The 21,216-nt window shown below is 57.2% G+C and carries 19 protein-coding genes; 4 read left to right on the top strand and 15 right to left on the bottom strand.

Annotation, left to right across the window (positions count from 1 at the left end):
• Positions 1-9: 9 nt before the first annotated feature.
• The 4 genes from IM291_RS03795 to cecR are packed head-to-tail and all read right to left on the bottom strand — an operon-like array spanning position 10 to position 4,534.
• Positions 10-1,143 (bottom strand): ABC transporter permease, encoded by a 1,134-nt coding sequence (locus tag IM291_RS03795; protein ID WP_192986193.1) that lies wholly within the window; start codon positions 1,141-1,143, stop codon positions 10-12.
• Entirely contained in the window at positions 1,133-2,872 is a 1,740-nt protein-coding gene (locus tag IM291_RS03790) for an ATP-binding cassette domain-containing protein (RefSeq protein WP_192986191.1), read from the bottom strand. The genes IM291_RS03795 and IM291_RS03790 overlap by 11 nt, the downstream gene beginning before the upstream one ends.
• Positions 2,865-3,860, bottom strand: coding sequence for a secretion protein HlyD (gene hlyD / locus IM291_RS03785; RefSeq protein WP_048999197.1), 996 nt, complete (start codon positions 3,858-3,860; stop codon positions 2,865-2,867). The genes IM291_RS03790 and hlyD overlap by 8 nt, the downstream gene beginning before the upstream one ends.
• Positions 3,860-4,534 carry a transcriptional regulator CecR gene (gene cecR / locus IM291_RS03780; protein ID WP_028012433.1) on the bottom strand — a complete coding sequence of 225 codons (675 nt, stop codon included), beginning with the start codon at positions 4,532-4,534 and terminating at the stop codon, positions 3,860-3,862. Before cecR ends, hlyD begins: the two co-directional genes overlap by 1 nt.
• Before the next feature lie 205 nt (positions 4,535-4,739).
• On the opposite strand from cecR, the gene rhlE reads away from it, so the two are divergent.
• Positions 4,740-6,122 (top strand): ATP-dependent RNA helicase RhlE, encoded by a 1,383-nt coding sequence (gene rhlE / locus IM291_RS03775; protein WP_028012434.1) that lies wholly within the window; start codon positions 4,740-4,742, stop codon positions 6,120-6,122.
• Positions 6,123-6,219: 97 nt separating this feature from the next.
• Entirely contained in the window at positions 6,220-8,397 is a 2,178-nt protein-coding gene (gene dinG, locus IM291_RS03770) for an ATP-dependent DNA helicase DinG (RefSeq protein WP_192986189.1), read from the top strand.
• Here dinG and IM291_RS03765 read toward each other — a convergent pair.
• The 5 genes from IM291_RS03765 to IM291_RS03745 all read right to left on the bottom strand — a co-directional run bounded on the left by IM291_RS03765 (position 8,384) and on the right by IM291_RS03745 (position 13,754).
• Positions 8,384-8,887, bottom strand: a complete 504-nt coding sequence (locus tag IM291_RS03765) for a fimbrial protein (RefSeq protein WP_047368144.1) — start codon at positions 8,885-8,887, stop codon at positions 8,384-8,386. The two genes, dinG and IM291_RS03765, sit on opposite strands and share 14 nt — an antisense overlap.
• 5 nt (positions 8,888-8,892) lie before the next feature.
• Complete coding sequence (locus IM291_RS03760; RefSeq protein ID WP_192986187.1) at positions 8,893-9,882, bottom strand: fimbrial protein; 990 nt, start codon at positions 9,880-9,882, stop codon at positions 8,893-8,895.
• Positions 9,883-9,904: 22 nt separating this feature from the next.
• Positions 9,905-12,448: a fimbria/pilus outer membrane usher protein gene (locus IM291_RS03755; RefSeq protein WP_192986185.1), complete on the bottom strand. Its 2,544-nt coding sequence runs from the start codon at positions 12,446-12,448 to the stop codon at positions 9,905-9,907.
• Between the two features lie 25 nt (positions 12,449-12,473).
• Positions 12,474-13,148, bottom strand: coding sequence for a molecular chaperone (locus tag IM291_RS03750; RefSeq protein ID WP_048999193.1), 675 nt, complete (start codon positions 13,146-13,148; stop codon positions 12,474-12,476).
• Between the two features lie 69 nt (positions 13,149-13,217).
• The gene (locus IM291_RS03745) at positions 13,218-13,754 is read right to left on the bottom strand and encodes a fimbrial protein (RefSeq protein ID WP_028012440.1); all 537 of its coding nucleotides are present in this window, start codon (positions 13,752-13,754) and stop codon (positions 13,218-13,220) included.
• 255 nt (positions 13,755-14,009) lie between these two features.
• On the opposite strand from IM291_RS03745, the gene ybiB reads away from it, so the two are divergent.
• Entirely contained in the window at positions 14,010-14,972 is a 963-nt protein-coding gene (gene ybiB / locus IM291_RS03740) for a DNA-binding protein YbiB (RefSeq protein WP_048999192.1), read from the top strand.
• Between the two features lie 119 nt (positions 14,973-15,091).
• On the opposite strand, the gene ybiJ is transcribed toward ybiB, so the two are convergent.
• The 3 genes from ybiJ to mcbA form a co-directional block, all read right to left on the bottom strand.
• Entirely contained in the window at positions 15,092-15,352 is a 261-nt protein-coding gene (gene ybiJ / locus IM291_RS03735) for a DUF1471 family protein YbiJ (protein WP_014883102.1), read from the bottom strand.
• 286 nt (positions 15,353-15,638) lie between these two features.
• The gene (locus IM291_RS03730; protein ID WP_028012442.1) at positions 15,639-15,905 is read right to left on the bottom strand and encodes a DksA/TraR family C4-type zinc finger protein; all 267 of its coding nucleotides are present in this window, start codon (positions 15,903-15,905) and stop codon (positions 15,639-15,641) included.
• A 124-nt stretch (positions 15,906-16,029) separates the two neighbouring features.
• Positions 16,030-16,296, bottom strand: coding sequence for a DUF1471 family periplasmic protein McbA (mcbA, locus tag IM291_RS03725; protein WP_028012443.1), 267 nt, complete (start codon positions 16,294-16,296; stop codon positions 16,030-16,032).
• 243 nt (positions 16,297-16,539) lie between these two features.
• Here mcbA and rlmF point away from each other — a divergent pair, with 243 nt between their 5' ends.
• Positions 16,540-17,451: a 23S rRNA (adenine(1618)-N(6))-methyltransferase RlmF gene (rlmF, locus tag IM291_RS03720; RefSeq protein WP_041910718.1), complete on the top strand. Its 912-nt coding sequence runs from the start codon at positions 16,540-16,542 to the stop codon at positions 17,449-17,451.
• A 45-nt stretch (positions 17,452-17,496) separates the two neighbouring features.
• Here the strand turns inward: rlmF and ybiO are convergent, their stop codons facing one another.
• The 3 genes from ybiO to glnP all read right to left on the bottom strand — a co-directional run bounded on the left by ybiO (position 17,497) and on the right by glnP (position 21,213).
• Positions 17,497-19,710, bottom strand: coding sequence for a mechanosensitive channel protein (gene ybiO, locus IM291_RS03715; protein ID WP_192986377.1), 2,214 nt, complete (start codon positions 19,708-19,710; stop codon positions 17,497-17,499).
• A 124-nt stretch (positions 19,711-19,834) separates the two neighbouring features.
• Positions 19,835-20,557, bottom strand: coding sequence for a glutamine ABC transporter ATP-binding protein GlnQ (gene glnQ, locus IM291_RS03710; RefSeq protein WP_192986184.1), 723 nt, complete (start codon positions 20,555-20,557; stop codon positions 19,835-19,837).
• Positions 20,554-21,213, bottom strand: coding sequence for a glutamine ABC transporter permease GlnP (gene glnP / locus IM291_RS03705; protein ID WP_003858462.1), 660 nt, complete (start codon positions 21,211-21,213; stop codon positions 20,554-20,556). The genes glnQ and glnP overlap by 4 nt, the downstream gene beginning before the upstream one ends.
• Positions 21,214-21,216: the final 3 nt, after the last annotated feature.

Here is a 21,216-nt window from a genome sequence, read left to right as displayed (position 1 = left end):
GTGCGCTCCTTAATCCAGTCGCCGTTTGGTTTTCAGCCACGTCAACCCGATAAACATCACCGCCGACGCCAGCAAAAACAGGGTATTGATAATCAGCACCACCGGAATATTCCCAGCCAGGAACAGGCTCTGCAGCGTGCTCACGAAGTAGCGCGCCGGAATGATGTAGGTCACAGCGCGGATCACCGCCGGCATGCTGTCTATCTGGAAGATAAAACCGGAGAGCATAATCGATGGCAGGAAGGCGGCGTTGAGCGCCACCTGCGCGGCGTTAAACTGGTTGCGGGTGACGGTGGAGATGAGCAGCCCCATCCCCAGCGTGCTGAGTAAAAACAGGCTGGTGATAAAGAACAGCACCACCAGCGAGCCGCGATACGGCACGCCAAGAATAAAGACCGCGACCAGCATGCAGAGCAGCATCGCCAGCATGCCGAGGAAGTAGTAGGGGATGAGCTTGCACAGCAGCAGCTCAACCCGCGTCACCTCGGTGGAGAGCAGCGCCTCCATAGTGCCGCGCTCCCACTCGCGGGCGATGACCAGCGAGGTGAGGATCGCGCCAATCACCGTCATAATGATGGTCACCGCCCCCGGAATAATAAAGTGCTGGCTGATGGCGGCGGGGTTAAACCAGTAGCGCGTCTGCACATCGATGAGCGGTTCAAACGTTTCGCCCCGGTCTTCGGCGCGCTGCATTTGCCAGAGCTGCCAGATCCCCTCCGCATAGCCCTGCACGAAGTTGGCGGTGTTCGGCTCGCTGCCGTCGGTAATCACCTGAATCGGCGCATCGGCACCCGGGCGCGCCATGTTGGCAGCGAAATCCACCGGGATGACGATCAGGCCGCGAATTTTCCCGGCCTGCATTTTCTGGATCAGTTCCTGCCGGTTGTCGCTGACGGTAGCGTCAATGTAGGGTGAGCCGGTCATGGCATGGGTGAAGTCCAGCGCCTCTTCGCTCTGCTGCTCCAGCAAAATCCCGACCCGCAGCTTGCTGGAGTCGAGGTTAATGCCGTAGCCAAAGATAAACAGCAGCAGCAGGGGGATCACCACCGCAATCAGCCAACTGCTGGGATCGCGCACGATCTGCCGCGTCTCTTTGATGCACAGGGCGCGCACCCGGCGCCAGGAAAGGACGTTACTGCGCATGAGCATTCTCCTTATCCCAGTCGTGGATGAGGGTGATAAACGCCTGCTCCATGGTCGGGTCTGGCTGTGCGTCGTCGGCGGCCTGCGCTTTCAGGTCGTCCGGCGTGCCGTGGGCAATCAGCTTGCCGCGATAGACCAGCCCGATGCGGTCACAGTATTCCGCCTCATCCATAAAGTGGGTGGTGACCATCACGGTCACGCCTTTTTCCACCATGCTGTTGATATGCAGCCAGAACTCGCGGCGGGTGAGGGGATCCACGCCTGACGTGGGTTCATCAAGAAACAGGATATCCGGCTCGTGCATCAGCGAGCAGGCCAGCGCCAGCCGCTGCTTAAAGCCGAGCGGCAGCTCGTCGGTGGCGTGGGACGCAATATTCGTTAACCCGAAGGCGTCGCTCATGCGGCGGATTTTTTCATTCTGCGCCCGCCCGCGCAGGCCGTACACGCCGGAGAAAAAGCGCAGATTCTGCTCGACCGTCAGGTTGCCGTACAGGGAGAACTTCTGCGCCATATAGCCGAGATGCTGGCGCGCTTTGCCGGAACTGACCTTGAGATCCATGTCCAGCACCAGCGCCTTGCCGGACGTCGGGACCAGCAGGCCGCACATCATCTTAAAGGTGGTCGATTTTCCCGCGCCGTTCGGCCCGAGCAGGCCAAATATCTCGCCGCGCTTCACCGCAAAGTTGACGTTGTCGGTGGCGGCGAAATCGCCGAATTTTTTGGTGAGCGATTTCGCTTCAATAACCGTTTCGCCCGGCGTGCCTTCCACCGTGTGCAGGATTGCGCCAAGGGGCGATTCCGATGTGCCTGCACCGCCCAGAAGATCGATAAACGCATCTTCAAAGCGCGGGGCGGTCTCGTCCATTTCAATCTCAGGCATGCCCGGCGCACGGCGAATATCGTCGACGGTGGCCTCTTTTTTGAGGATCACGCGTACCGAGCGGCCCTGAATCATCCCGTCACTCACCTGCGGCAGCTTCAGCACCCGCTGCAGCAGCCTGCGGTTGGACTCCTGCGGGCTGTGCAGCAGAAAACTGCGCCCGGCCATGGTGTGCGTCAGCTCGGTCGGTTCGCCCTGATAGAGCAGTTCGCCTTCGTTCATCAGCAGCACGTCCCGGCACTGCTCGGCCTCGTCGAGGTAGGAGGTGCTCCAGAGGATCAGCATTCCGTCGCCCGCCAGCTCGTGCACCATCTGCCACAGCTCGCGGCGGGAAATCGGGTCTACACCGACGCCGGGTTCATCGAGCAACAGCACATTTGGTTCGCCCACCAGCGTACAGGCCAGCCCCAGTTTCTGCTTCATCCCGCCGGAAAGCTTGCCCGCCAGCCGGTCGGTGAACGGGCCGAGGGAGGTAAATTCGAGCAGTCGGGCGAAGGTTTTCTGCCGGGTTTCACCGGTGACGCTGCGCAGGTCAGCGTACAGATTGAGGTTCTCCATCACCGTCAGATCTTCGTACAGGCCAAACTTCTGCGGCATATAGCCGAGCATGGCGTGGAGCGCGCCGTCGTCCTTTATCGGGTCAAGGCCAAGCACGCTGGCCGAGCCTTCATCCGGCTTCAGCAGCCCCGCCAGCATCCGCATCAGCGTGGTTTTGCCCGCGCCGTCCGGGCCCACCAGTCCGGTCACGTAGCCTTTCTGAATGGTGCAGTTCAGCGGCGCGACCGCCGGTTTATCCATTCCGGGGAAGCGTTTGACCAGATTATTGAGCTGGATAACCGCATCATTCATGTCGTTCCCCGTCGTTTAAGGTCACGGTAACAGGCATGCCCTGACGCAGCGCGTCGTCCGCGTCGGTGACGATGATGCGCAGGCGGTACACGAGGTCGGTACGCAGATCCGGCGTTTCTACCGTTTTCGGCGTGAATTCGGCGGTAGGGGAGACAAAGCCCACTTTGCCGTGATACGGCTTGTCCGGGCGACCGTCGGTATAGAGCAGCAGCTCGCGGCCCGGCTGCATCTGGCCGAGATTCGGCTCATCAATGTAGGCCCGCACCCATACCGGACGGGTTAAGGACAGCGTCAAGACGGTGCTGCCCGCGCTGAGCATGCTGCCCGGCTCTACCGCGCGGGTCATCAGCGTGCCGTCAGACGGGGCGGTTAAGATAGTGTCGTGCAGATCCAGCTCCGCCTGAGCCAGCTGCGCCTGCGCCTGCTCGAGGCTAGCCTTCGCCTGGGCGATGTCCTGCTCGCGGTTACCGGAGCGGTACTGGCTTAATTTATCCTGCGCGGATTTCAGCGTCGCCTGCGCCTGGTCGCGGGATGACCGCGCGTTTTCCAGATCGTTGGCGGAAATGGTGCGGCTTTTCCACAGTCCCTGCTGGCGGTTATAGAAATTCTGCGCGTAGTCGTAGGCGGCTTTGGCCTGCTTAACGGCGGCAGCGGCCTGGGCAATCTCCTCATCGCGATAGCCTGCCAGCATCAGGTCATACTGCGCCTGGGCGACGGAGACGCCGGCTTTTGCCTGCATCAGCGCGTTCTCAAAGGGGGCTTTATCCAGCACGCCGAGCGTCTGCCCGGCTTTGATGGCATCGCCTTCGTCAACGCTCAGCGAGGCGAGACGTCCGCCGACGCGGAAGCTCATATTCACCGTGCGAATATCCACGTTACCGTACAGCGTCAGGCCCCGACCCTGCTGGCTCTGATACCACAGCCAGCCACCGATTCCCGCGGCAAGCAAAACAACAACCACCAGAACGATGGCGACAGGTTTTTTCATCACTTCAGGCTCCTTTGCGTTAAGCCTTGCAGGATCAGATCGAGATGACAGGTGATGACCTGGCTAATCTGCGCGGCTTTATCCTCATCGAATTGTGCCCAGCCCGTGCGTAACAGGATGGTTTCACGCCCCAGACGGAAGGCGAGAATTTCGCCCAGCAGGGCGTGGGTATGCAAAATGGTGTCGGTATCGCTGGCGTCCCGCCCGGTGTAGGCGGCAATCAGCCGGGTCAGATGGGTGTGCATCGGGGCAATCACCTGATCGTGTACCAGCTGATAAGCGGCAGTGGGGGAGAGTTGCTCGCGGGAGATAAATTTGCTCAGGTTGAGCGTATCGTCGTGCGTCAGCAGGCGGATCATATTGTGGCAGGCATTGAGGATAAGTTGCCTGATAGCGGTACGATCCGGCGTCGGCTGGCTCAGCAGCGCGGTGGCCTCCTCAACGTGCGGGCGAAAATTGTTGCCAATAAAATCGGCAATCCACTGGGCGCAGGCGAGGTATAAATCCTCTTTTGAGCCAAAATAGTAGGTAATGGCCGCGATGTTTTGTCCGGCCTGGGCGGCGATATCCCGCGTGGTGGCATGCAGGCCATACTCGCCAAACTGCGCCAGCGCGGCGGCGATAAGCTGGCTTTTGGCCTGTTCACCTTTGGTTGTCGTCGGTGTCGTATTCATGTCGGCATTAAAAATTAATCAATCGATTGATTAAAATTATACCTGAATCGCTAAATCGTCGAGGGATACGACAGGGATATTTTATGCGCCACGTCACAAAAGCTGCTACACTCCGCACCTTCGCGACATTGTGGTTTTTGTCCTTCTATTCGTGATATCTCCCTGAAAACTACACCTGTGATGGTCGGGGCGGTTCGGAGTTTTTATGTCTTTTGATTCCCTTGGCCTGAACCCGGAAATTCTGCGCGCGATCGCAGAGCAGGGCTACGTTGAGCCAACCCCTATCCAGCAGCAGGCTATTCCGGCCGTGCTTCAGGGCCGTGACCTGATGGCCAGCGCCCAGACCGGCACCGGTAAAACCGCGGGCTTTACCCTGCCGCTGTTAGAGCTGCTGGTAAAAAACCAGCCGCACGCCAAAGGCCGTCGTCCGGTGCGCGCGCTGATCCTCACCCCAACCCGCGAGCTGGCAGCCCAGATTGGCGAGAACGTGCGTGAGTACAGCCGCTATCTCAACATTCGCTCGCTGGTGGTGTTCGGTGGCGTGAGCATTAACCCGCAGATGATGAAGCTGCGCGGCGGCGTGGACGTGCTGGTGGCAACGCCGGGCCGTCTGCTGGATCTGGAACACCAGAACGCGGTGAAGCTCGACAGCATTGAAATTCTGGTGCTGGACGAAGCCGACCGCATGCTCGATATGGGCTTCATTCATGATATTCGTCGCGTGCTGGCGAAGCTGCCGCCGCGTCGCCAGAACCTGCTCTTCTCCGCGACCTTCTCCGATGAGATCAAGGCGCTGGCCGAAAAGCTGCTGCATAACCCGCTGGAAGTGGAAGTGGCGCGCCGCAACACCGCTTCCGAGCAGGTGACGCAGCACGTTCACTTTGTGGATAAAAAGCGCAAGCGGGAGCTGCTCTCCCAGATGATCGGTCAGGGCAACTGGCAGCAGGTGCTGGTCTTTACCCGCACCAAGCACGGTGCCAACCACCTGGCGGAACAGCTGAATAAAGACGGCATCCGCAGCGCGGCGATCCACGGTAACAAGAGCCAGGGCGCGCGTACCCGCGCGCTGGCGGACTTCAAGTCCGGCGACATCCGCGTGCTGGTGGCGACCGACATCGCTGCCCGTGGCCTCGATATTGAAGAGCTGCCGCACGTGGTGAACTACGAGCTGCCAAACGTGCCGGAAGATTACGTTCACCGTATCGGTCGTACCGGCCGTGCGGCAGCAACAGGTGAGGCGCTCTCTCTGGTCTGCGTGGACGAGCACAAGCTGCTGCGCGATATCGAACGCCTGCTGAAGAAAGAGATCCCGCGCATCGAAACCCCGGGCTATGAAGTGGACCCGTCCATCAAAGCCGAGCCGATTCAGAACGGTCGTCAGGGTGGTGGTCGCGGTCAGGGTGGCGGTGGTCGCGGCCAGCAGCCGCGTCGTGCTGAAGGTGGCGCGCCGAAGTCATCCGGCAAACCGCCGCGTCGTAATAACGACGGCAAGCCGGCCGGTGAAAGCCCGTGGCGCAGCGGCGAAGGGAAACCGGCAGGCGAGGGGCAGCGCCGACGCCGCCCGCGCAAGCCTGCTAACCCGCAGTAATCTGGAAGCCCGGTCGTAAAGCCGGGCTTTTCTTTTTGCGACGGCGAAGAGAAAGTGCCACAATAGTGGCTGTTTATACAGTATTTCAGGTTTTCCAATGGCTTTAACCGCGGCGCTGAAAGCGCAAATAGGCGCCTGGTATAAGGCGCTTCAGCAGCAGATCCCCGATTTTATCCCCCGAGCGCCGCAGCGGCAGATGATTGCCGACGTGGCAAAAACGCTCGCCGGGGACGACGGGCGACATCTGGCGATTGAAGCCCCGACCGGCGTCGGGAAAACCCTGTCGTATCTCATTCCCGGCATCGCTATTGCGCGGGAAGAGGACAAAACGCTGGTGGTCAGCACTGCGAACGTGGCCTTGCAGGATCAGATCTTCAGCAAAGATTTGCCGCTGCTGCGCAAAATCATCCCCGATCTCCGCTTCACCGCCGCCTTTGGGCGCGGGCGCTACGTCTGTCCGCGTAACCTGGCGGCGCTGGCCAGCAGCGAGCCCTCGCAGCAGGATCTGCTCGCCTTTCTGGATGACGAGCTGACGCCAAACAACAAAGCCGAGCAGGAGCAGTGCGCAAAGCTGAAAGCCGAGCTCGACGGCTATAAGTGGGACGGCCTGCGGGATCACACCAGCCTGGCGATTAGCGACGACCTGTGGCGCAGGCTCAGTACCGATAAAGCAAGCTGCCTGAACCGCAACTGTCACTACTACCGGGAATGCCCGTTCTTCGTCGCCCGGCGCGAGATCCAGGAGGCGGAGGTGGTTGTCGCCAACCACGCGCTGGTGATGGCGGCGCTGGAGAGCGAAGCGGTGCTGCCGGAGCCGAAAAACCTGTTGCTGGTGCTCGACGAAGGCCACCACCTGCCTGACGTGGCGCGGGACGCGCTGGAGATGAGCGCGGAAATCACCGCTCCGTGGTTCCGACTTCAGCTGGATCTGTTCTGCAAACTGGTGGCGACCTGCATGGAGCAGTTTCGCCCGAAAACCACGCCGCCGCTGGCGGTCCCCGAGCGTCTGAGCGACCACTGCGAAGAGGTTTACAGCCTTATCTCGTCTCTGAACAACATCCTCAATCTTTATCTTCCGGCAGCCCAGGAGGCAGAACACCGCTTCGCGATGGGCGAGTTGCCGGACGAGGTGATGGAGATCTGCCAGCAGCTGGCGAAGCATCTGGAAAAGCTGCGCGGGCTGGCGGAGATGTTCCTGAACGACCTCAGCGAGAAAACTGGCTCGCACGACGTGGTGCGGCTGCACCGCATCCTGCTGCAGATGAACCGCGCGCTGGGGATGTTTGAGGCGCAGAGCAAGCTCTGGCGGCTGGCCTCGATGGCGCAGGCGTCGGGCGCGCCGGTCACCAAATGGGCCACCCGCGAAGTGCGCGACGGGCAGGTGCATCTCTTTTTCCACTGCGTGGGCATCCGCGTGGCCGATCAGCTGGAAAAGCTGATCTGGCGCAGCGTGCCGCACGTGGTCGTTACCTCTGCGACGCTGCGCTCTCTGAACAGCTTTTCACGGTTGCAGGAGATGAGTGGCCTGAAGGAGAAAGCGGGCGATCGTTTTGTGGCGCTGGACTCGCCGTTCAACCACTGCGAGCAGGGCAAGCTGGTCATTCCACGCATGAAATACGAGCCGCTTATCGACAACGAAGAGCTGCACATTGCGGAGATGGCGGCCTACTTCCGCGAGCAGGTCGAAAGTAAAAAATATCCCGGCATGCTGGTGCTGTTTGCCAGCGGGCGGGCGATGCAGCGCTTCCTGGAGCACGTCACCGACCTGCGTTTACTCCTGCTGGTGCAGGGCGACCAGCCCCGTTACCGGCTGGTGGAAACGCACCGCAAACGTATTGATAACGGCGAGCGCAGCGTGCTGGTGGGGCTACAGTCCTTTGCCGAAGGGCTGGATTTGAAGGGGGATTACCTGACGCAGGTGCATATCCATAAGATCGCCTTTCCGCCTATCGACAGCCCGGTGGTGATCACCGAGGGCGAGTGGCTGAAAAGCCTCAACCGCTATCCGTTTGAGGTGCAGAGCCTGCCTGCGGCGTCGTTTAACCTGATTCAGCAGGTGGGGCGTCTTATTCGTAGCCACGGCTGCTGGGGTGAGGTAGTGATTTACGACAAGCGTTTGCTCACCAAAAACTACGGTCAGCGGCTGCTGAACGCACTGCCGATCTTTCCGATTGAGCAGCCGGAGGTGCCTGAAGTAAAAAAACGCCCGGCAAAACTGGCCGCCGGGCGCAGGAAAAGCATCCGTGCTAAGGGGCGTGGTCCTACTGGTAAGTAAAGGTCACCTGAATCACGCTGCTGAACGTGCCTGCAGAGACGGGCATAGACGTGGCGTAATAGCGGGCGGAGAGCGGAAACGTGGCCGTGTGGTCAGCCGGGTTAATCGGCACGTTAAACGCCGCCTGCGGGGCGATCAGGATCTTGTCCTGTCGGTCGGCCAGCTCCAGCGCCAGCCCCTTCGCGCTGCCGGTGTTGGCGAATTTGGTCGGGTGCACGCTGTCTGCCTGGCCGTAGAAATAGGCCGTGGCAAGCGCCAGCGTGGCGGGACAGTGCGATACCGAGAGCGAAAAATCTTTCCATTCGCCGGTATCCCCTACATCTTTAAAATTACCTGATACTGCCTGGCCTAAATCTACCGTCAGGTTGCGGCTGGCGCTGTCAATGACGCAGGTGTTGGCGTAAATATTCCCCGTCATCTGGATCTGAATATCATCGGCGTGGGCCTGGGCTATCAGGCCCAGCGCCAGCATCAGAGCTGTCTTTTTCATGAGCGTCACTTATAAGCGAGGGTAACGGTGGCGACGGTGTTGGCCGGGCCTGGCGTCACGACGTTGCTGGTTTGTTCGTAGCGAACCTCAAACGGGATCGCCAGCGTCTGGTTGGCGATTGCCTGTCTTTGGGTGTTCACGTAGGTATCAAAGGTGGCGAGATGGTCGTCAAACAGCATTCTGACCCCGACGCCGGTAGCCATGCCGGGCTGCTGGGTGAGTTTGATCACCCCTTCGAACGCGGTTTCGTAGCCGTTCGAACTGGTGACCTTCACCTCAGGCTGCACGTTGCTGTTGCAGTTCACCGTCACGTCAAAGTTTTGCGCCGGGCTGGATAGCATCCCCACGCTGACAAAATCGCTGACCGGAAAGTCGCCCAGATTGATGGTCAGGTTTTTTGGGGAGACGGAGCAGGTGACGTTCTGGAAGTTAACGTTTCCTGCGTAGGCGATAACATTGGGTGAACCAATGCCGTCGTTGCCATATACGCCAATACCGAACTCTGTTTGCGCCTGAAGCAGCGTGCCGGACTGTACCGCATCACTGGTTTTAACCAGTTCAAGCGTGACGTTAAAATCAAAGGACTGAGATCCATCGGTCGATACATAGCCGATGGGCGTACTGCGGGAATCGCAGGCGACCTTTCCCCCGCCTGAAATGCGCTGGCCCTGGTCGTTCCTTAAGGCAATGCCGACTCCAGGCACGCCTGTGTCATAAACGCCGGTCAACCCGGGTATCTCCGAACCACTTCCGTAATAGCAGGAGATGATTTCCATCCCGCTCTCGTAAGAATGGTTGCACTTACCCGCGACGTGTACAGTCTGCTCCGTACCGGGAATGGTAGCGCCTACTGCCAGCGTCGTCGGGACCGAAATGGTGGCAACGTTGATCATTTTCGGCATATCGGGCGTAGTGCAGTCAGCCTTCGCATGCGGCATAAATAATGCCGCGGTGCCCAGAATCATTAAGAAAAAGCACTGTTTTATCATTTGCATAGTCGTTAGCCTGTACGGTGAATCAGTGACACTGCGCGGCAGCGTTAATGATGCTGGTTTTCTCTTTCTCATCCGTTAGCGCATAGTCAGCGATGCAGTGCTCGCTCGCGTCCTGTCCCCAGGAAACGGCGAGATGCCCCTGCTGCGGCAGACCCGAAAGATAGGTCTGGCCGTCATTACCCACAATAAACTCGCTGTCCTTATCCTCGGTGGTAACCGTCGCGCCGAACGGCAGCGGTTTGCCGTTGTGCGTCAGCGTCATCAGCACGCGGTTGCCCACGCGGGTGTTAAAGCTGGCGCGCACCACGGCCCCGCGAGTTGGGGTGACGACCTGAGCGGCGTGGGTGACGTCGGCATTGTCCGGCAGCGTTTCGGTATCCAGCGCAATGGTGTTGTGGCGATACGCGGTCACAAACGGGACGACGGTGTAGCCGCGGAAGTCGGTTTCAACGCCGGTCTGGTTAGTGATGTGCGTTCCGTGCGTGCCCGGCGCCTTCACCAGCGCGATGGTCTCACCGAGCGGCTGGCTCAGGGTGATGCCGTTCGCATGGGCAACCACGCCGCCCTGCAGGCCAACGTTCACGGTCTGCTGATATTTGTCCTGGCTGACGCCGCCGCTCAGTTCGCCGTACGTTGCTTTGTAATCGGCGTTGAGGCTGGTGGAGTTGCCGCTGCCGGTACTGCTCACCCCCTCCTGAATATTCCAGTTGAGGTTATCTTCTTTCAGCGCCGTGCCGTTCAGACCGATATTCTGCGTGGTGCCATCTTTGGTGTTGTTCAGGTTGTAGGTGGCCCAGGTGTTATGCATCCAGTGGTCCAGCGGCACCGAGACGCTCAGCGCGAACTGGTTGTCGTTCGTCACCTCATTGCCGTCTTCGTCGCTGTCGCGGGTGTTTTTGTTCATGCTATAGCTGAGGCTGTAGCTCATGCCGTGCCAGCTGTTGTTGTAGCTGACGCTCACCGATGTCATGTCCTGGCTCTGGGTCCAGTAGGTCTCTTTCACCAGGCTCAGGGTTACGGAACCCCAGCCTTCCGGCAGCGTCTGGTCGACGGTGGCTTCGGTACGGGCGCGGCGCTGCTGCGGTTCAGACCAGTCGTCAGAGCGGGTATACGACTCCATGGTGTCTTCCAGGGTGTAAAACCCTTTGCTGTTATAGCGGTAGCCGGCCAGTGAGAAGTTGGTGCCTGACTGGGCGATATCTTTGCTGTAGCGCACGCGCCACGACTGGCCTTTGCTGGCCTGCTGTTTTTTCAGCAGGGCTTTGGCGCGAGTGACGTCAATGGAGAAGGCGCCTAAATCGCCCATGTTTTTCCCGACGCCCACCGCCTGAGACTGATAATGGCTGCTCTGCTGAACGCCGCCGTAGGCGGTGATACCGTAGGGTAAACCGTAGATGGCGCTGCCCTGGGCAAACGGAGTCTTTTCGACATCGTTGTCATAGGAACGATAACGCCCGGCGGTCACGCTGTAGCGCAGGTTTTTTTCACGCTGCAAGACCGGCACGGAGGCAAACGGCACGACAAAATGGCTTTCGCTGCCGTCGGTCTCTTTCACGGTAACCTGCAGGTCGCCGCTGCTGCCGGTGGGGTAGAGATCGTTAATTTCGAACGCGCCCGGCGCGACCGTGTTCTGATAAATGACGTAGCCGTTCTGGCGAACCACCACCAGCGCGTTGCTGTGGGCCGTGCCGCGGATAATCGGCGCGTAGCCTTTCTCGCTGTCCGGCAGCATGTCGCTGTCGGATTTCAGCTCCACCCCGGTGTAGGGAACGCTGTCAAACACGTCGGCAGGGGACGAACTCTGGCCGACGGTGATGTCGCTTTTCATTGCCACAATATCGCGTTGCGCATAGGTATAAACGGAGGTGAATTTCTGCTCCTCCTCATGGCCCGTGGTGCTGCGATTCCAGGTGGAATAGTTGCGAATGCGCCATGCGCCAACGTTCAGGCCTGGGCGCAGGTTTACGTACTGGCTGCTGTTGTCCTCTTCACCGTGCTGTCGTGCGCGGCTGTGGCTGGCATTGGCGCTGTAATTAAGCAGGCCCGCAGTGATCCCTTCGTCAAACTCTTTCGGGTCAATGTAACCGCGAGGCACCTGGCCCAGCGCCGTTTGAGGGATGCTCATCAGCAGCTGCTGGTTGCGAACGCGAAAGGTGGCGGATGCCGAAGGAATGACATGTAAATCAGCACACTGGCCTTTGGCCATCAGCTGCGGAAATTTTTTGGTTTTGATGCCGAGGCTTTTTAATTCCTCAAGGCTAAAGCAAGGCTGCAGCGTGCTGTTGCCCTGCGAATCTTTCTGAAGCGTAAAGGTCACGTTGCGGGTATCAATTTTATTATTATTGATAAATACCGCGACCTCATATTTCCCCGGCGCCTGACCTGGTCCTTTTTCATAGATGGACAAATCGGTTTTACCCTGCTGGGGATTATCAATATCCAGCAGGGCAGGGTTAAAATAATCATCAGCCATAACCTGCTGCGCAAAGATCGCCATTGCCAGGCCACAGAGAATGACCAGCAATGAAGACAATCGGCAGGTGAACGGCTTTTTATGGCTGTACATAATTATTTTATTACCGGGAAAAAAATTAATGAACGGATTTCGACCAGGTATGGCTGATGCTGCCGTAGTCGGTAATAATGGAATACGTCACGTCCGCACCCCCGACATTACCCGGTAAGGCAAAATGCGTTTCCGTTTTCGGAACAGCCCAGGTGGCTTTCGCGACTTTATGACCATTCAGCGTAACGGTCTGGAAATTCATATAGAACGGCGTGGGGTTATTCACCACCAGATCGTTCCCTTCACGGCGCCATTCAAGTTTATCCGCCACATCTTCTGGTCTGCCTTTTACCGTAGACGGGCGATACAGTAATTTGATTCGAGTATTAATGGCGATTTGCAGCGTATTTACCCCCTCAACGTGTTTTGAGGAAGGGATTGCTTTAATGTTCAACCAGTACAGGGATTCCCTGTCTTCCGGTAAATTTCCGCCCGTACGCACCACGCGCAGAACGTTATCTTCGTGCGCATCCAGACGGAAAAGCGGCGGGGTGATCAGGAACGGGGCTTTGGCCAGGTTTTTACCGCCGGAATCAACCCAGGACTGCACCAGATAATCCGTCGCATCTGGATTTGAAAGACCAAGAGAAGATTCCTTTTTATCTCCCTGATAGACCAGTCGGGTGCCGTTAATAATGACCCCAGCATGTGAAGCAGTTGCTACCAGTAAAAGTGTGCTCAGTAAATAACCGTGGCGCATAAAGATTTCTCAATGAATAGAGAAGATATTAATGCTCGCGAAAGCATTAATATCCCCGGATTGATAAGATCAGTTATAAATAACGGTGAAGGTTGAAACGGAGTTAGCAGGGCCTGCGGTAATTGCCGGGCCGGTTTGGATATAGCGTGCGCCGAACTCCAGATCGTTAACTGCCGTGCCGGAGGTTAACTGATACTGCTGAGACGGCGTATACAGGCTGACAGGCTGCTGCGAGGCATCCACCAGCTGAATCGCCACCCCTGTCGCCGCATCGGTATCTGGCGTTAAGGCAAGCGTTGAATTGTTATTCGCATCCGGTGTTCCGCCAAAGTTAATGGCGGCGGAGGTGACCGTGTCAGGACAATTCGTTAACTGAATATCAAACTTCGTTAAGGTGCTGGTAGAGCCTGCACCGGTAAATACCGTTTTAGACACTTTCCCCAGCTGTACATTTAATGGATTACTTAATCCATTTACGACCTGACAAGCAGAATCGATAATTTCGCCGGTGAAGTTTATTTGCCCTTCACCGTTCGTTGCCGCAAACGTGGATGCAGAACATCCCACCGCTGCGGCGATGATTAAACCTAAAGCAACCTTGTTCATAGCAAATCCTGATATGTTTCGGGTGAGAGCGTTGCCTGGACGTTTTCACCGTTGACCCTTAATGACTTTCCGCTTGTTATTTAATCAAAAAATGTATGAATACGAATCTGCTATAGAAATCACAAATAATTGAAAAAAAGCTTGTGTTTATTTTTTTCTATTAAAACAGAAGGTTGTCTTAAGGGATAAAAAACTAACGGATAGCCATTCATCAGGGCTATAGTGTTAACAAGATAGGCTATCAGGAGGAATGTCGTGGATTATCGCAAAATTATCAAAGAGGTAGGACGTGGGAAAAACCACGCCCGCGACCTGGACCATGAAACCGCTCGCGCGCTTTACACCCGTATGCTCAACGGCGAGGTACCGGACCTGGAAATGGGCGGCATCCTGATTGCGCTACGTATCAAAGGCGAAGGCGAAGCGGAGATGCGTGGTTTCTACGAGGCGATGCAGGCGCAAACGCTGCGCTTAACACCGCCGGTGGCAAAACCGATGCCGATTGTGATCCCGAGCTATAACGGGGCGCGCAAGCAGGCAAACCTGACGCCGCTGCTGGCGATATTGTTACATAAGCTGGGGTTCCCGGTGGTGGTTCATGGGGTCAGCGAAGATCCCACGCGCGTACTGACAGAAACCATCTTTGAACTGCTGGGCATTGAACCGACTCTCCATGCCGGCCAGGCGCAGGCAAAGCTGGAGGGGAACCAGCCGGTCTATATTCCCGTTCGTGCGCTCTGCCCGCCTTTGGAAAAGCAGCTGGACATGCGCTGGCGCATGGGCGTGCGTAACAGTGCGCACACCCTGGCGAAGCTGGCAACGCCGTTTGCTGAGGATGCCGCGCTGCGCCTTTCCAGTGTTTCTCATCCGGAGTACGTGACGCGCGTCGGTCAGTTCTTTGCCGAAATCGGTGGACGCGCACTGCTGATGCACGGAACAGAAGGGGAGGTGTACGCCAATCCGCAGCGTTGCCCACAGCTGATGCTGATCGATTCTGCCGGTACGCGCGTTGTGCTTGAACGCGGGGAAGAAAACAGCGATGTGATTCTGCCGGAGTCAAAAGATCCGCAGGTTACCGCGCACTGGATTACGCAGTGCCTGGCCGGAAATGTGCCGGTCCCACAGTCGATCAAATTGCAAATGGCCTGCTGCTTGCTGGCGACAGGGGAGGTAGAGACGGTGGAAGCGGGGTTACAGCGGGTGGCACAGTCGTTTTAAGCAAAAAAAAGCCCGTCCAGTGGCGGACGGGCAAGCAAGGGTAACAAACAACAGGGTCAATGAGGGTTGGAGCAGCTCACCAGAGGGTTTGGCGAGGGTACAGCATTCATTTCAGGCGATTATTTGTAGATAACCGCAGTACCGCTCAGCTTGTTATTGGTGTTAGCGGAGGTGATGGTGTATCCGCTTGCACCGGCAGCAGCGGCTTTCTCAGCCAGCTTGGCTTCCAGGCCGTCCAGCGTGGTCGCGCCTTCTGCACTTACCACACCGATTTTATTCATGCTCTGGGCCTGAGTGGATGAAACAGGCTCTACGGCGAATGCGCCGAAAGACAGAGCGGACAGGGCAACAGCAGCTACAGCATATTTGATGGTTTTCATAATTAATCTCTCGCAGGTGTTTTCTGTTAAGGGGACGATGTTCCGTCGATGTGATAAGTATCACGTTTTTTCCTGAGGGATAAAATCGAAGAGAATTGACGTGGTCAGTCAAAAAAATTGAATGACAAATAACTTATTGAATATTAATAAATTCAAACCAGCGCTTTACACTTCTTGTGGATGCGCTTTACAGAAGAAAGATGAAGGGCACATTTTGCTACGCGGTTCGCTAAAAACCGTGAGCGTAAAGGTAAGTGCAGGCAGGGTTAACTTAGGTAAAGGAGAGTCAGCGTAACTGGCTATCTTTCGATCCTCTGCGATTATAACCTGAATGTGAGGCATTTTTTGAATCTTTATCCTGCTGGCAGGTAATGCATAACCTTACGCCTGGAATGGCTTTACGCCGCGCCTCCGGGATCGGCTCTCCGCATTCTTCGCACTCCTTCAAACTTTCGCCGCGCGGAATCTCACCGCGAGCGCGCGCAACCGCATCTTCAATGGTACTGTTGATCTGTTCGTTAACGGCGTCGTCATTCGCCCAACCGGAAGCCATGGCATCCTCCTGAAATCGGTTTATACCCTGCTTTTAATATGGGGTTAAAAAATGAACAATCAAGATAAAGCGGAAATGAACTGCATCCGGCGGGCAGATGCAGTCTTGTTGTGGAGGAAAAAAATTATTTATAGATGGTTGCTGTGCCGTACATATGGTTATCTCCGCCAGCGGAGTTCACGACAAAGCCTTTCGCACCTTCCTGGCGGGCTTTTTCGGCCAGTTTATTCTGCAGATCGTCCAGGTTACTTGCGCGACTTACCGAGACGGTGCCCGCCGGACGTAGTTGGCTAGTATCGGTACTTTCATTCAGTGACTGAACGGCCATCGCAGAAAATGAAGCCGTTGCCAGGGCGCCGGCGATAACAGCAAGGGTCAGGTACTTTTTCATAATCACATCCTCATGAGGAAACAACAGGTGATTCCCTTTAAGTTTAGAAGCCTGACGAGTGTGACTTAGCGCAAATATTTGATGATGATCTGCTTATTTTTTGAACGATAAAAACTGACAATTCGCTGACAGATCATAGACGTAGAGGTGTTTGATTTACGGTGTTTTTTTAAGCGCCGCAGAGAAAGATTTACCGCTGGGCCAGCACAGGGTATCTTACCCCGCTGTTTAAAGGAGAACGCCATGACTTCCCAAAAGCCGGGATTGCACCCACGAAATCGCCACCGCAGCCGCTACGACATGAACGCCCTGTGCCAGAGCTGCCCTGCGCTGCAGGACTATATTGTCCAAACCCCAGCGGGTGAGCCGACCGTCAACTTTGCCGATCCGCAGGCGGTGAAAACGCTGAACAAAGCCCTGCTGGCGCATTTTTACGGTGTGGCTCACTGGGATATTCCGGAAGGCTTTCTCTGCCCCCCTGTGCCGGGCCGTGCTGATTACGTTCATCACCTTGCCGATCTGCTTGCCGAAGATCGTGACGGCGCTGTACCGCAGCAGGCTTCCATCCTGGATATAGGCACCGGGGCAAACCTGATTTACCCGCTGATTGGCGTACATGAATATCACTGGCGCTTTACCGGGAGCGAAATCGGCGCCGAGGCCTTTGCCAGCGCGCAGGCGATTATCAGCGCGAACCCTGGCCTGAGCCGTTCCATTCGTCTGCGTCGTCAGAAAGAGGCGGCTTCCATCTTCAACGGCATAATTCATAAAAACGAAAGCTATGACGCTACGATGTGCAACCCGCCGTTTCATGATTCGGCGGCAGCGGCTCGCGCGGGCAGCGAGCGTAAACGCCGCAACCTCGGTCAGGCGGAAGACGCCGCGCTGAACTTCGGCGGGCAGCAGCAGGAGCTGTGGTGCGAGGGCGGTGAAGTTGCCTTCATCCTGCGCATGATTGCGGAAAGCCAACAGTTTGGCCGTCAGGTGAAGTGGTTCACGACGCTGGTTTCCCGTGGGGATAACCTGCCGCCGCTCTACCGCGCGCTGAGCGAAGCGGGTGCCGTAAAAGTGGTGAAAAAAGAGATGGCGCAGGGCCAGAAGCAGAGCCGCTTTATCGCCTGGTCGTTTATGGACGATAACAAACGTCGCAAATAGTATCCCGCCGTAGGCCGGGTAGGGCAAAGCCGCCACCCGGCTCGGTTACAGCGTCGGCTCCTGCGGAGGGAGCGGCGAGGCGGGCGGCGACAATACCTGATACGTCTGCACCGGCGTTCGCACGTTCGCCAGATCGAAGTGCTTTTTTACCATGCTGTCGAGGGCAAAGCGCACCGTCCACTGCTTCAGCGGCTGGGTGGTGAACGACACGCGCAGGGTGAACGCCGTGTTGGTCAGCCCAACGATGCCGGCAAACGACGGCTCGCCAATCACCAGCCCGCGAATATCCTCCATTTCCATCAGTTCACTGACCGCATCCCGCAGCGCCTGCTTCGCTTTGTCGGCATCTTCATGACGATCCACATCGTAGTTGGCCACAACGGAGCCAATGCCGCGCACAAAGTTGGCGAAGGTAGTGATCGATGACCAGGGAATGATGTGATATGCCCCGGTATCCTGACGCACGCCTACCGAGCGAATCGACATCCGCTCCACGGTACCGGTCAGCGGCCCGATGGTCACCAGATCCCCTGTGTTCATCCCGTTCTCAAACTGGATAAAGATGCCGGTAATAATATCCTTCACCAGCGTTTGCGAGCCGAAGGAGATCGCCAGCCCCAGCGCGCCTGCACCCGCCAGCAGCGGGGCGATATTCACGCCGATTTCTGATAGCACAATCATGATGGTGATGGTGCTGATGATCACCGCCAGCGCATTGCGGAACAGGGTCAACAGCGTGCGCGCGCGGGCGCTGGGGAGCGGTCTGCCGTGAATATCCGATACCAGACGGTTCTCGATAAGGCTCGCCAGCAGCGTCCAGCCGACGGCGGAGAAGAACAGAATCAGCGCGATACGAATTAAAATATCGACGGTCTTCTCGCCTGCGCCGTTATGCAGCCAGTTCCAGAAATCAAACAGGCTCCACGCGTTCAGCAGCAGCATGATGGCCACGCAGACGGTCAGAATGCGCGCCACCTTAAGCGATACCGACATCCAGCCGTTCACCCGTTTTTGCAGTTCCGGGTAATTACGCTGCACCTGCGGCGACAGGGTGATGGTTTTCGAGATCCAGCGGGACAGCAGCCCGGACACAAACGCCGCGATGCCGATAATCGCCAGGCTTTTAAACGTCGCCCCCATCATAAATTTCAGGCTGTTTCCCGGGTCGAACAGCGAGAAGAAGCACAGCACAATAAAATACGCGCTTGCCAGCCAGTGCCACACCAGTGCGAAGGCGCGGATAAACAGGCTAAAGAAAGAGAGGGAACGGTCGGCCAGATGCAGCAGACTCTCGGTGATCGCCCTTTTATTGTGAAAGATAAGGTACAGAGACCAGACGGTTATACAGAGCATAATCAGCACGTTCGCCAGCGCGCCAAACTGCACGTTAACCTGGTTGGAGATAATCGGCACGGCTACCAGCAGGCCGTATCCTATCAGCCCGCTGAGCACGCTTAGCCGCACGGCCCAGTATTTCGCGCTATCGTCGTTGATATTGAAAGGGCGAAGTTCAGGCACGCGCGGGCAAAAGATGACGCGCAGCACCGCTTTAAAAAATTCGATGAGCGCAAACGCATTCAGGAAGAGCGCCTGCTGGAAGGCAATGGTTTTGTTGCCCGTATTGAGGCGGTCCGCCAGCACCTGACCGACAAACAGCGTCAGGGCCAGCAGCAGTAAATCGATGATAAACGCTCCGGTAATCATGGCCGGGAGGTGCAGCCAGCTGCTTTTATGCTGATTTTTTTTCCGTCCCCAGTGGCCCATCTTCCGGTACAGCGGCCAGGCGCACAGGCGCAGCAGCCAGTAAAAAATGAATACGGCACCCGCCAGAATCGCAAACTGCGTGGCGGCTGCGGTGAAGGTGTGGGGATTAAAAGGTTTATGCGAGGTGCCAACAAGATTTCGATAGAGCTGGGCAAAACGCGACGACAGGGCTTCCCCGTAGCGGCGGCTGATGTCGGTGACGTTTTCCAGTACCGTCTTTTCCTCTTCGACCTGCGGTGGCGTAATGGTCGGAACCGGATCCTGAGGCGGCGTGGCGGCCACCTTCCTCAACTGATCGATCAGCTCCTGCCGGGAGGTGTCATTCTCAAGGACGTCGGCAAGTGCGCTATAGGCCGCTTTTTTTTGTTCTGCATCCGGCTCCGGAGGCGGCGTATTTTGCTGAGTAGCAGTTGCTCCGGTGGTGATGCCGGGGATTGCCACGGCGAGCGATGGCGCACTAAACAGGCTTATCAACAGCAGCAGGATCCACGGCACGGCGTCCTCCGACAAAAATATCGTGCAAAATGATAAGTATAGAGGGCGAGAGGCGGAGGGGAGTTTTTGGGAACAATCTGGCGTAAAAAAGCCGGGCAAGCCCGGCTCGGTATGTAGCGAGGGATCAGGAGACGTGCTGCAGGAACTCCTGCAGACGCTGGCTAGGCGGATTCGCGATCAATTCCTGCGGGTTACCGTCTTCGGCGATGCGGCCTTTATCAATAAAGATCAGGCGGGAAGCCACTTTCTCAGCAAAGCCGATTTCGTGGGTCACGATCACCATCGTCATCCCTTCTTCCGCCAGATCCTGCATGACTTTCAGCACCTCGTGGCGCAGCTCCGGGTCGAGTGCGGACGTCGGCTCATCAAACAGCATCATCTTCGGTTTTACCGCCAGCGCTCGGGCAATCGCCACGCGCTGCTGCTGGCCACCGGAGAGCTCGGAAGGGTAGTGGTGCGCACGCTCCGCCAGGCCAACCTTCGCCAGCAGATCTTTTGCCAGCGCTTCCGCTGCCGCTTTGTTGGCACCGCGCACGCGCAGTGGGCCAAACATCACGTTTTCCAGCGCCGTCAGGTGCGGGAACAGGTAGAACTGCTGGAACACCATGCCCGCTTCCTGACGAATCAGACGCTCGTCCACTTTCGGGTCGTTTACCTTCAGACCGTCAACGATCAGATCGCCGCTGGTGATCTCTTCCAGCTTGTTGATGCAGCGCAGCAGGGTCGATTTACCGGAACCGGAAGGCCCGATAATCACCACCACTTCACCCTGCTTGATATTCAGAGCGATATTGTGCAGCACCTGGGTTGGGCCAAAGTGCTTGGAGACGTTTTTAAATTCAATCACAGGATTTTCATCCTTCTTTCAAGACGGCGCAGAACGAAGCTCAGTACCAGCGTAATGATCAGATAAACAACGGCGACCGCACTCCAGATTTCCAGCGCGCGGAAGTTGCCCGCAATAATTTCCTGGCCCTGACGGGTCAGTTCGGCCACGCCGATAACGATGAACAGCGATGTATCTTTAATGCTGATGATCCACTGGTTACCCAGCGGCGGCAGCATGCGGCGCAGCGCCAGCGGGAGAATAACGTGACGGATCGTTTCGCGACGAGAAAGACCTAATGCCAGACCGGCTTCGCTGAAACCTTTATGAATCGACAGCACCGCCCCGCGGGTGATTTCCGCGATGTAGGCGCCCGAGTTGATCATAATGGTCACGACGGCCGCGCTGAACGGATCGATGCGCAGGTCGGTAAAGGCCATTGGCAGGGCGAAGTAGATAAACATGACCTGCACGACAATCGGCGTGCCGCGGATCACTTCGATGAAAACCAGTGCGATGTGGTTTGCAATCCAGCCACCGTAGGTGCGGGCGAAACCGGCGACAAGACCGATAATCAACCCACCTACCAGACCCAGGACCGAAATCCACAGGGTCATTTTAGCGCCTTCAAGCAAGAGTGGAATGGCAGGCCAGATGGCGCTCCAGTCAAACTGCATGAT

Origin of the sequence: Enterobacter cloacae complex sp. P27C (assembly GCF_014895705.1) — a bacterium.
GTDB lineage: Bacteria > Pseudomonadota > Gammaproteobacteria > Enterobacterales > Enterobacteriaceae > Enterobacter > Enterobacter bugandensis.
This window is presented reverse-complemented; position numbering and strand designations above follow the sequence as displayed.

What these genes read in the sequence shown, in the direction of transcription:
- IM291_RS03795 (WP_192986193.1), bottom strand. Translation starts at nt 1,143, where the DNA reads ATGCGCAGTAACGTCCTTTCCTGGCGCCGGGTGCGCGCCCTGTGCATC.
- IM291_RS03790 (WP_192986191.1), bottom strand. Translation starts at nt 2,872, where the DNA reads ATGAATGATGCGGTTATCCAGCTCAATAATCTGGTCAAACGCTTCCCC.
- hlyD (WP_048999197.1), bottom strand. Translation starts at nt 3,860, where the DNA reads ATGAAAAAACCTGTCGCCATCGTTCTGGTGGTTGTTGTTTTGCTTGCC.
- cecR (WP_028012433.1), bottom strand. Translation starts at nt 4,534, where the DNA reads ATGAATACGACACCGACGACAACCAAAGGTGAACAGGCCAAAAGCCAG.
- rhlE (WP_028012434.1), top strand. Translation starts at nt 4,740, where the DNA reads ATGTCTTTTGATTCCCTTGGCCTGAACCCGGAAATTCTGCGCGCGATC.
- dinG (WP_192986189.1), top strand. Translation starts at nt 6,220, where the DNA reads ATGGCTTTAACCGCGGCGCTGAAAGCGCAAATAGGCGCCTGGTATAAG.
- IM291_RS03765 (WP_047368144.1), bottom strand. Translation starts at nt 8,887, where the DNA reads ATGAAAAAGACAGCTCTGATGCTGGCGCTGGGCCTGATAGCCCAGGCC.
- IM291_RS03760 (WP_192986187.1), bottom strand. Translation starts at nt 9,882, where the DNA reads ATGCAAATGATAAAACAGTGCTTTTTCTTAATGATTCTGGGCACCGCG.
- IM291_RS03755 (WP_192986185.1), bottom strand. Translation starts at nt 12,448, where the DNA reads ATGTACAGCCATAAAAAGCCGTTCACCTGCCGATTGTCTTCATTGCTG.
- IM291_RS03750 (WP_048999193.1), bottom strand. Translation starts at nt 13,148, where the DNA reads ATGCGCCACGGTTATTTACTGAGCACACTTTTACTGGTAGCAACTGCT.
- IM291_RS03745 (WP_028012440.1), bottom strand. Translation starts at nt 13,754, where the DNA reads ATGAACAAGGTTGCTTTAGGTTTAATCATCGCCGCAGCGGTGGGATGT.
- ybiJ (WP_014883102.1), bottom strand. Translation starts at nt 15,352, where the DNA reads ATGAAAACCATCAAATATGCTGTAGCTGCTGTTGCCCTGTCCGCTCTG.
- IM291_RS03730 (WP_028012442.1), bottom strand. Translation starts at nt 15,905, where the DNA reads ATGGCTTCCGGTTGGGCGAATGACGACGCCGTTAACGAACAGATCAAC.
- mcbA (WP_028012443.1), bottom strand. Translation starts at nt 16,296, where the DNA reads ATGAAAAAGTACCTGACCCTTGCTGTTATCGCCGGCGCCCTGGCAACG.
- rlmF (WP_041910718.1), top strand. Translation starts at nt 16,540, where the DNA reads ATGACTTCCCAAAAGCCGGGATTGCACCCACGAAATCGCCACCGCAGC.
- glnP (WP_003858462.1), bottom strand. Translation starts at nt 21,213, where the DNA reads ATGCAGTTTGACTGGAGCGCCATCTGGCCTGCCATTCCACTCTTGCTT.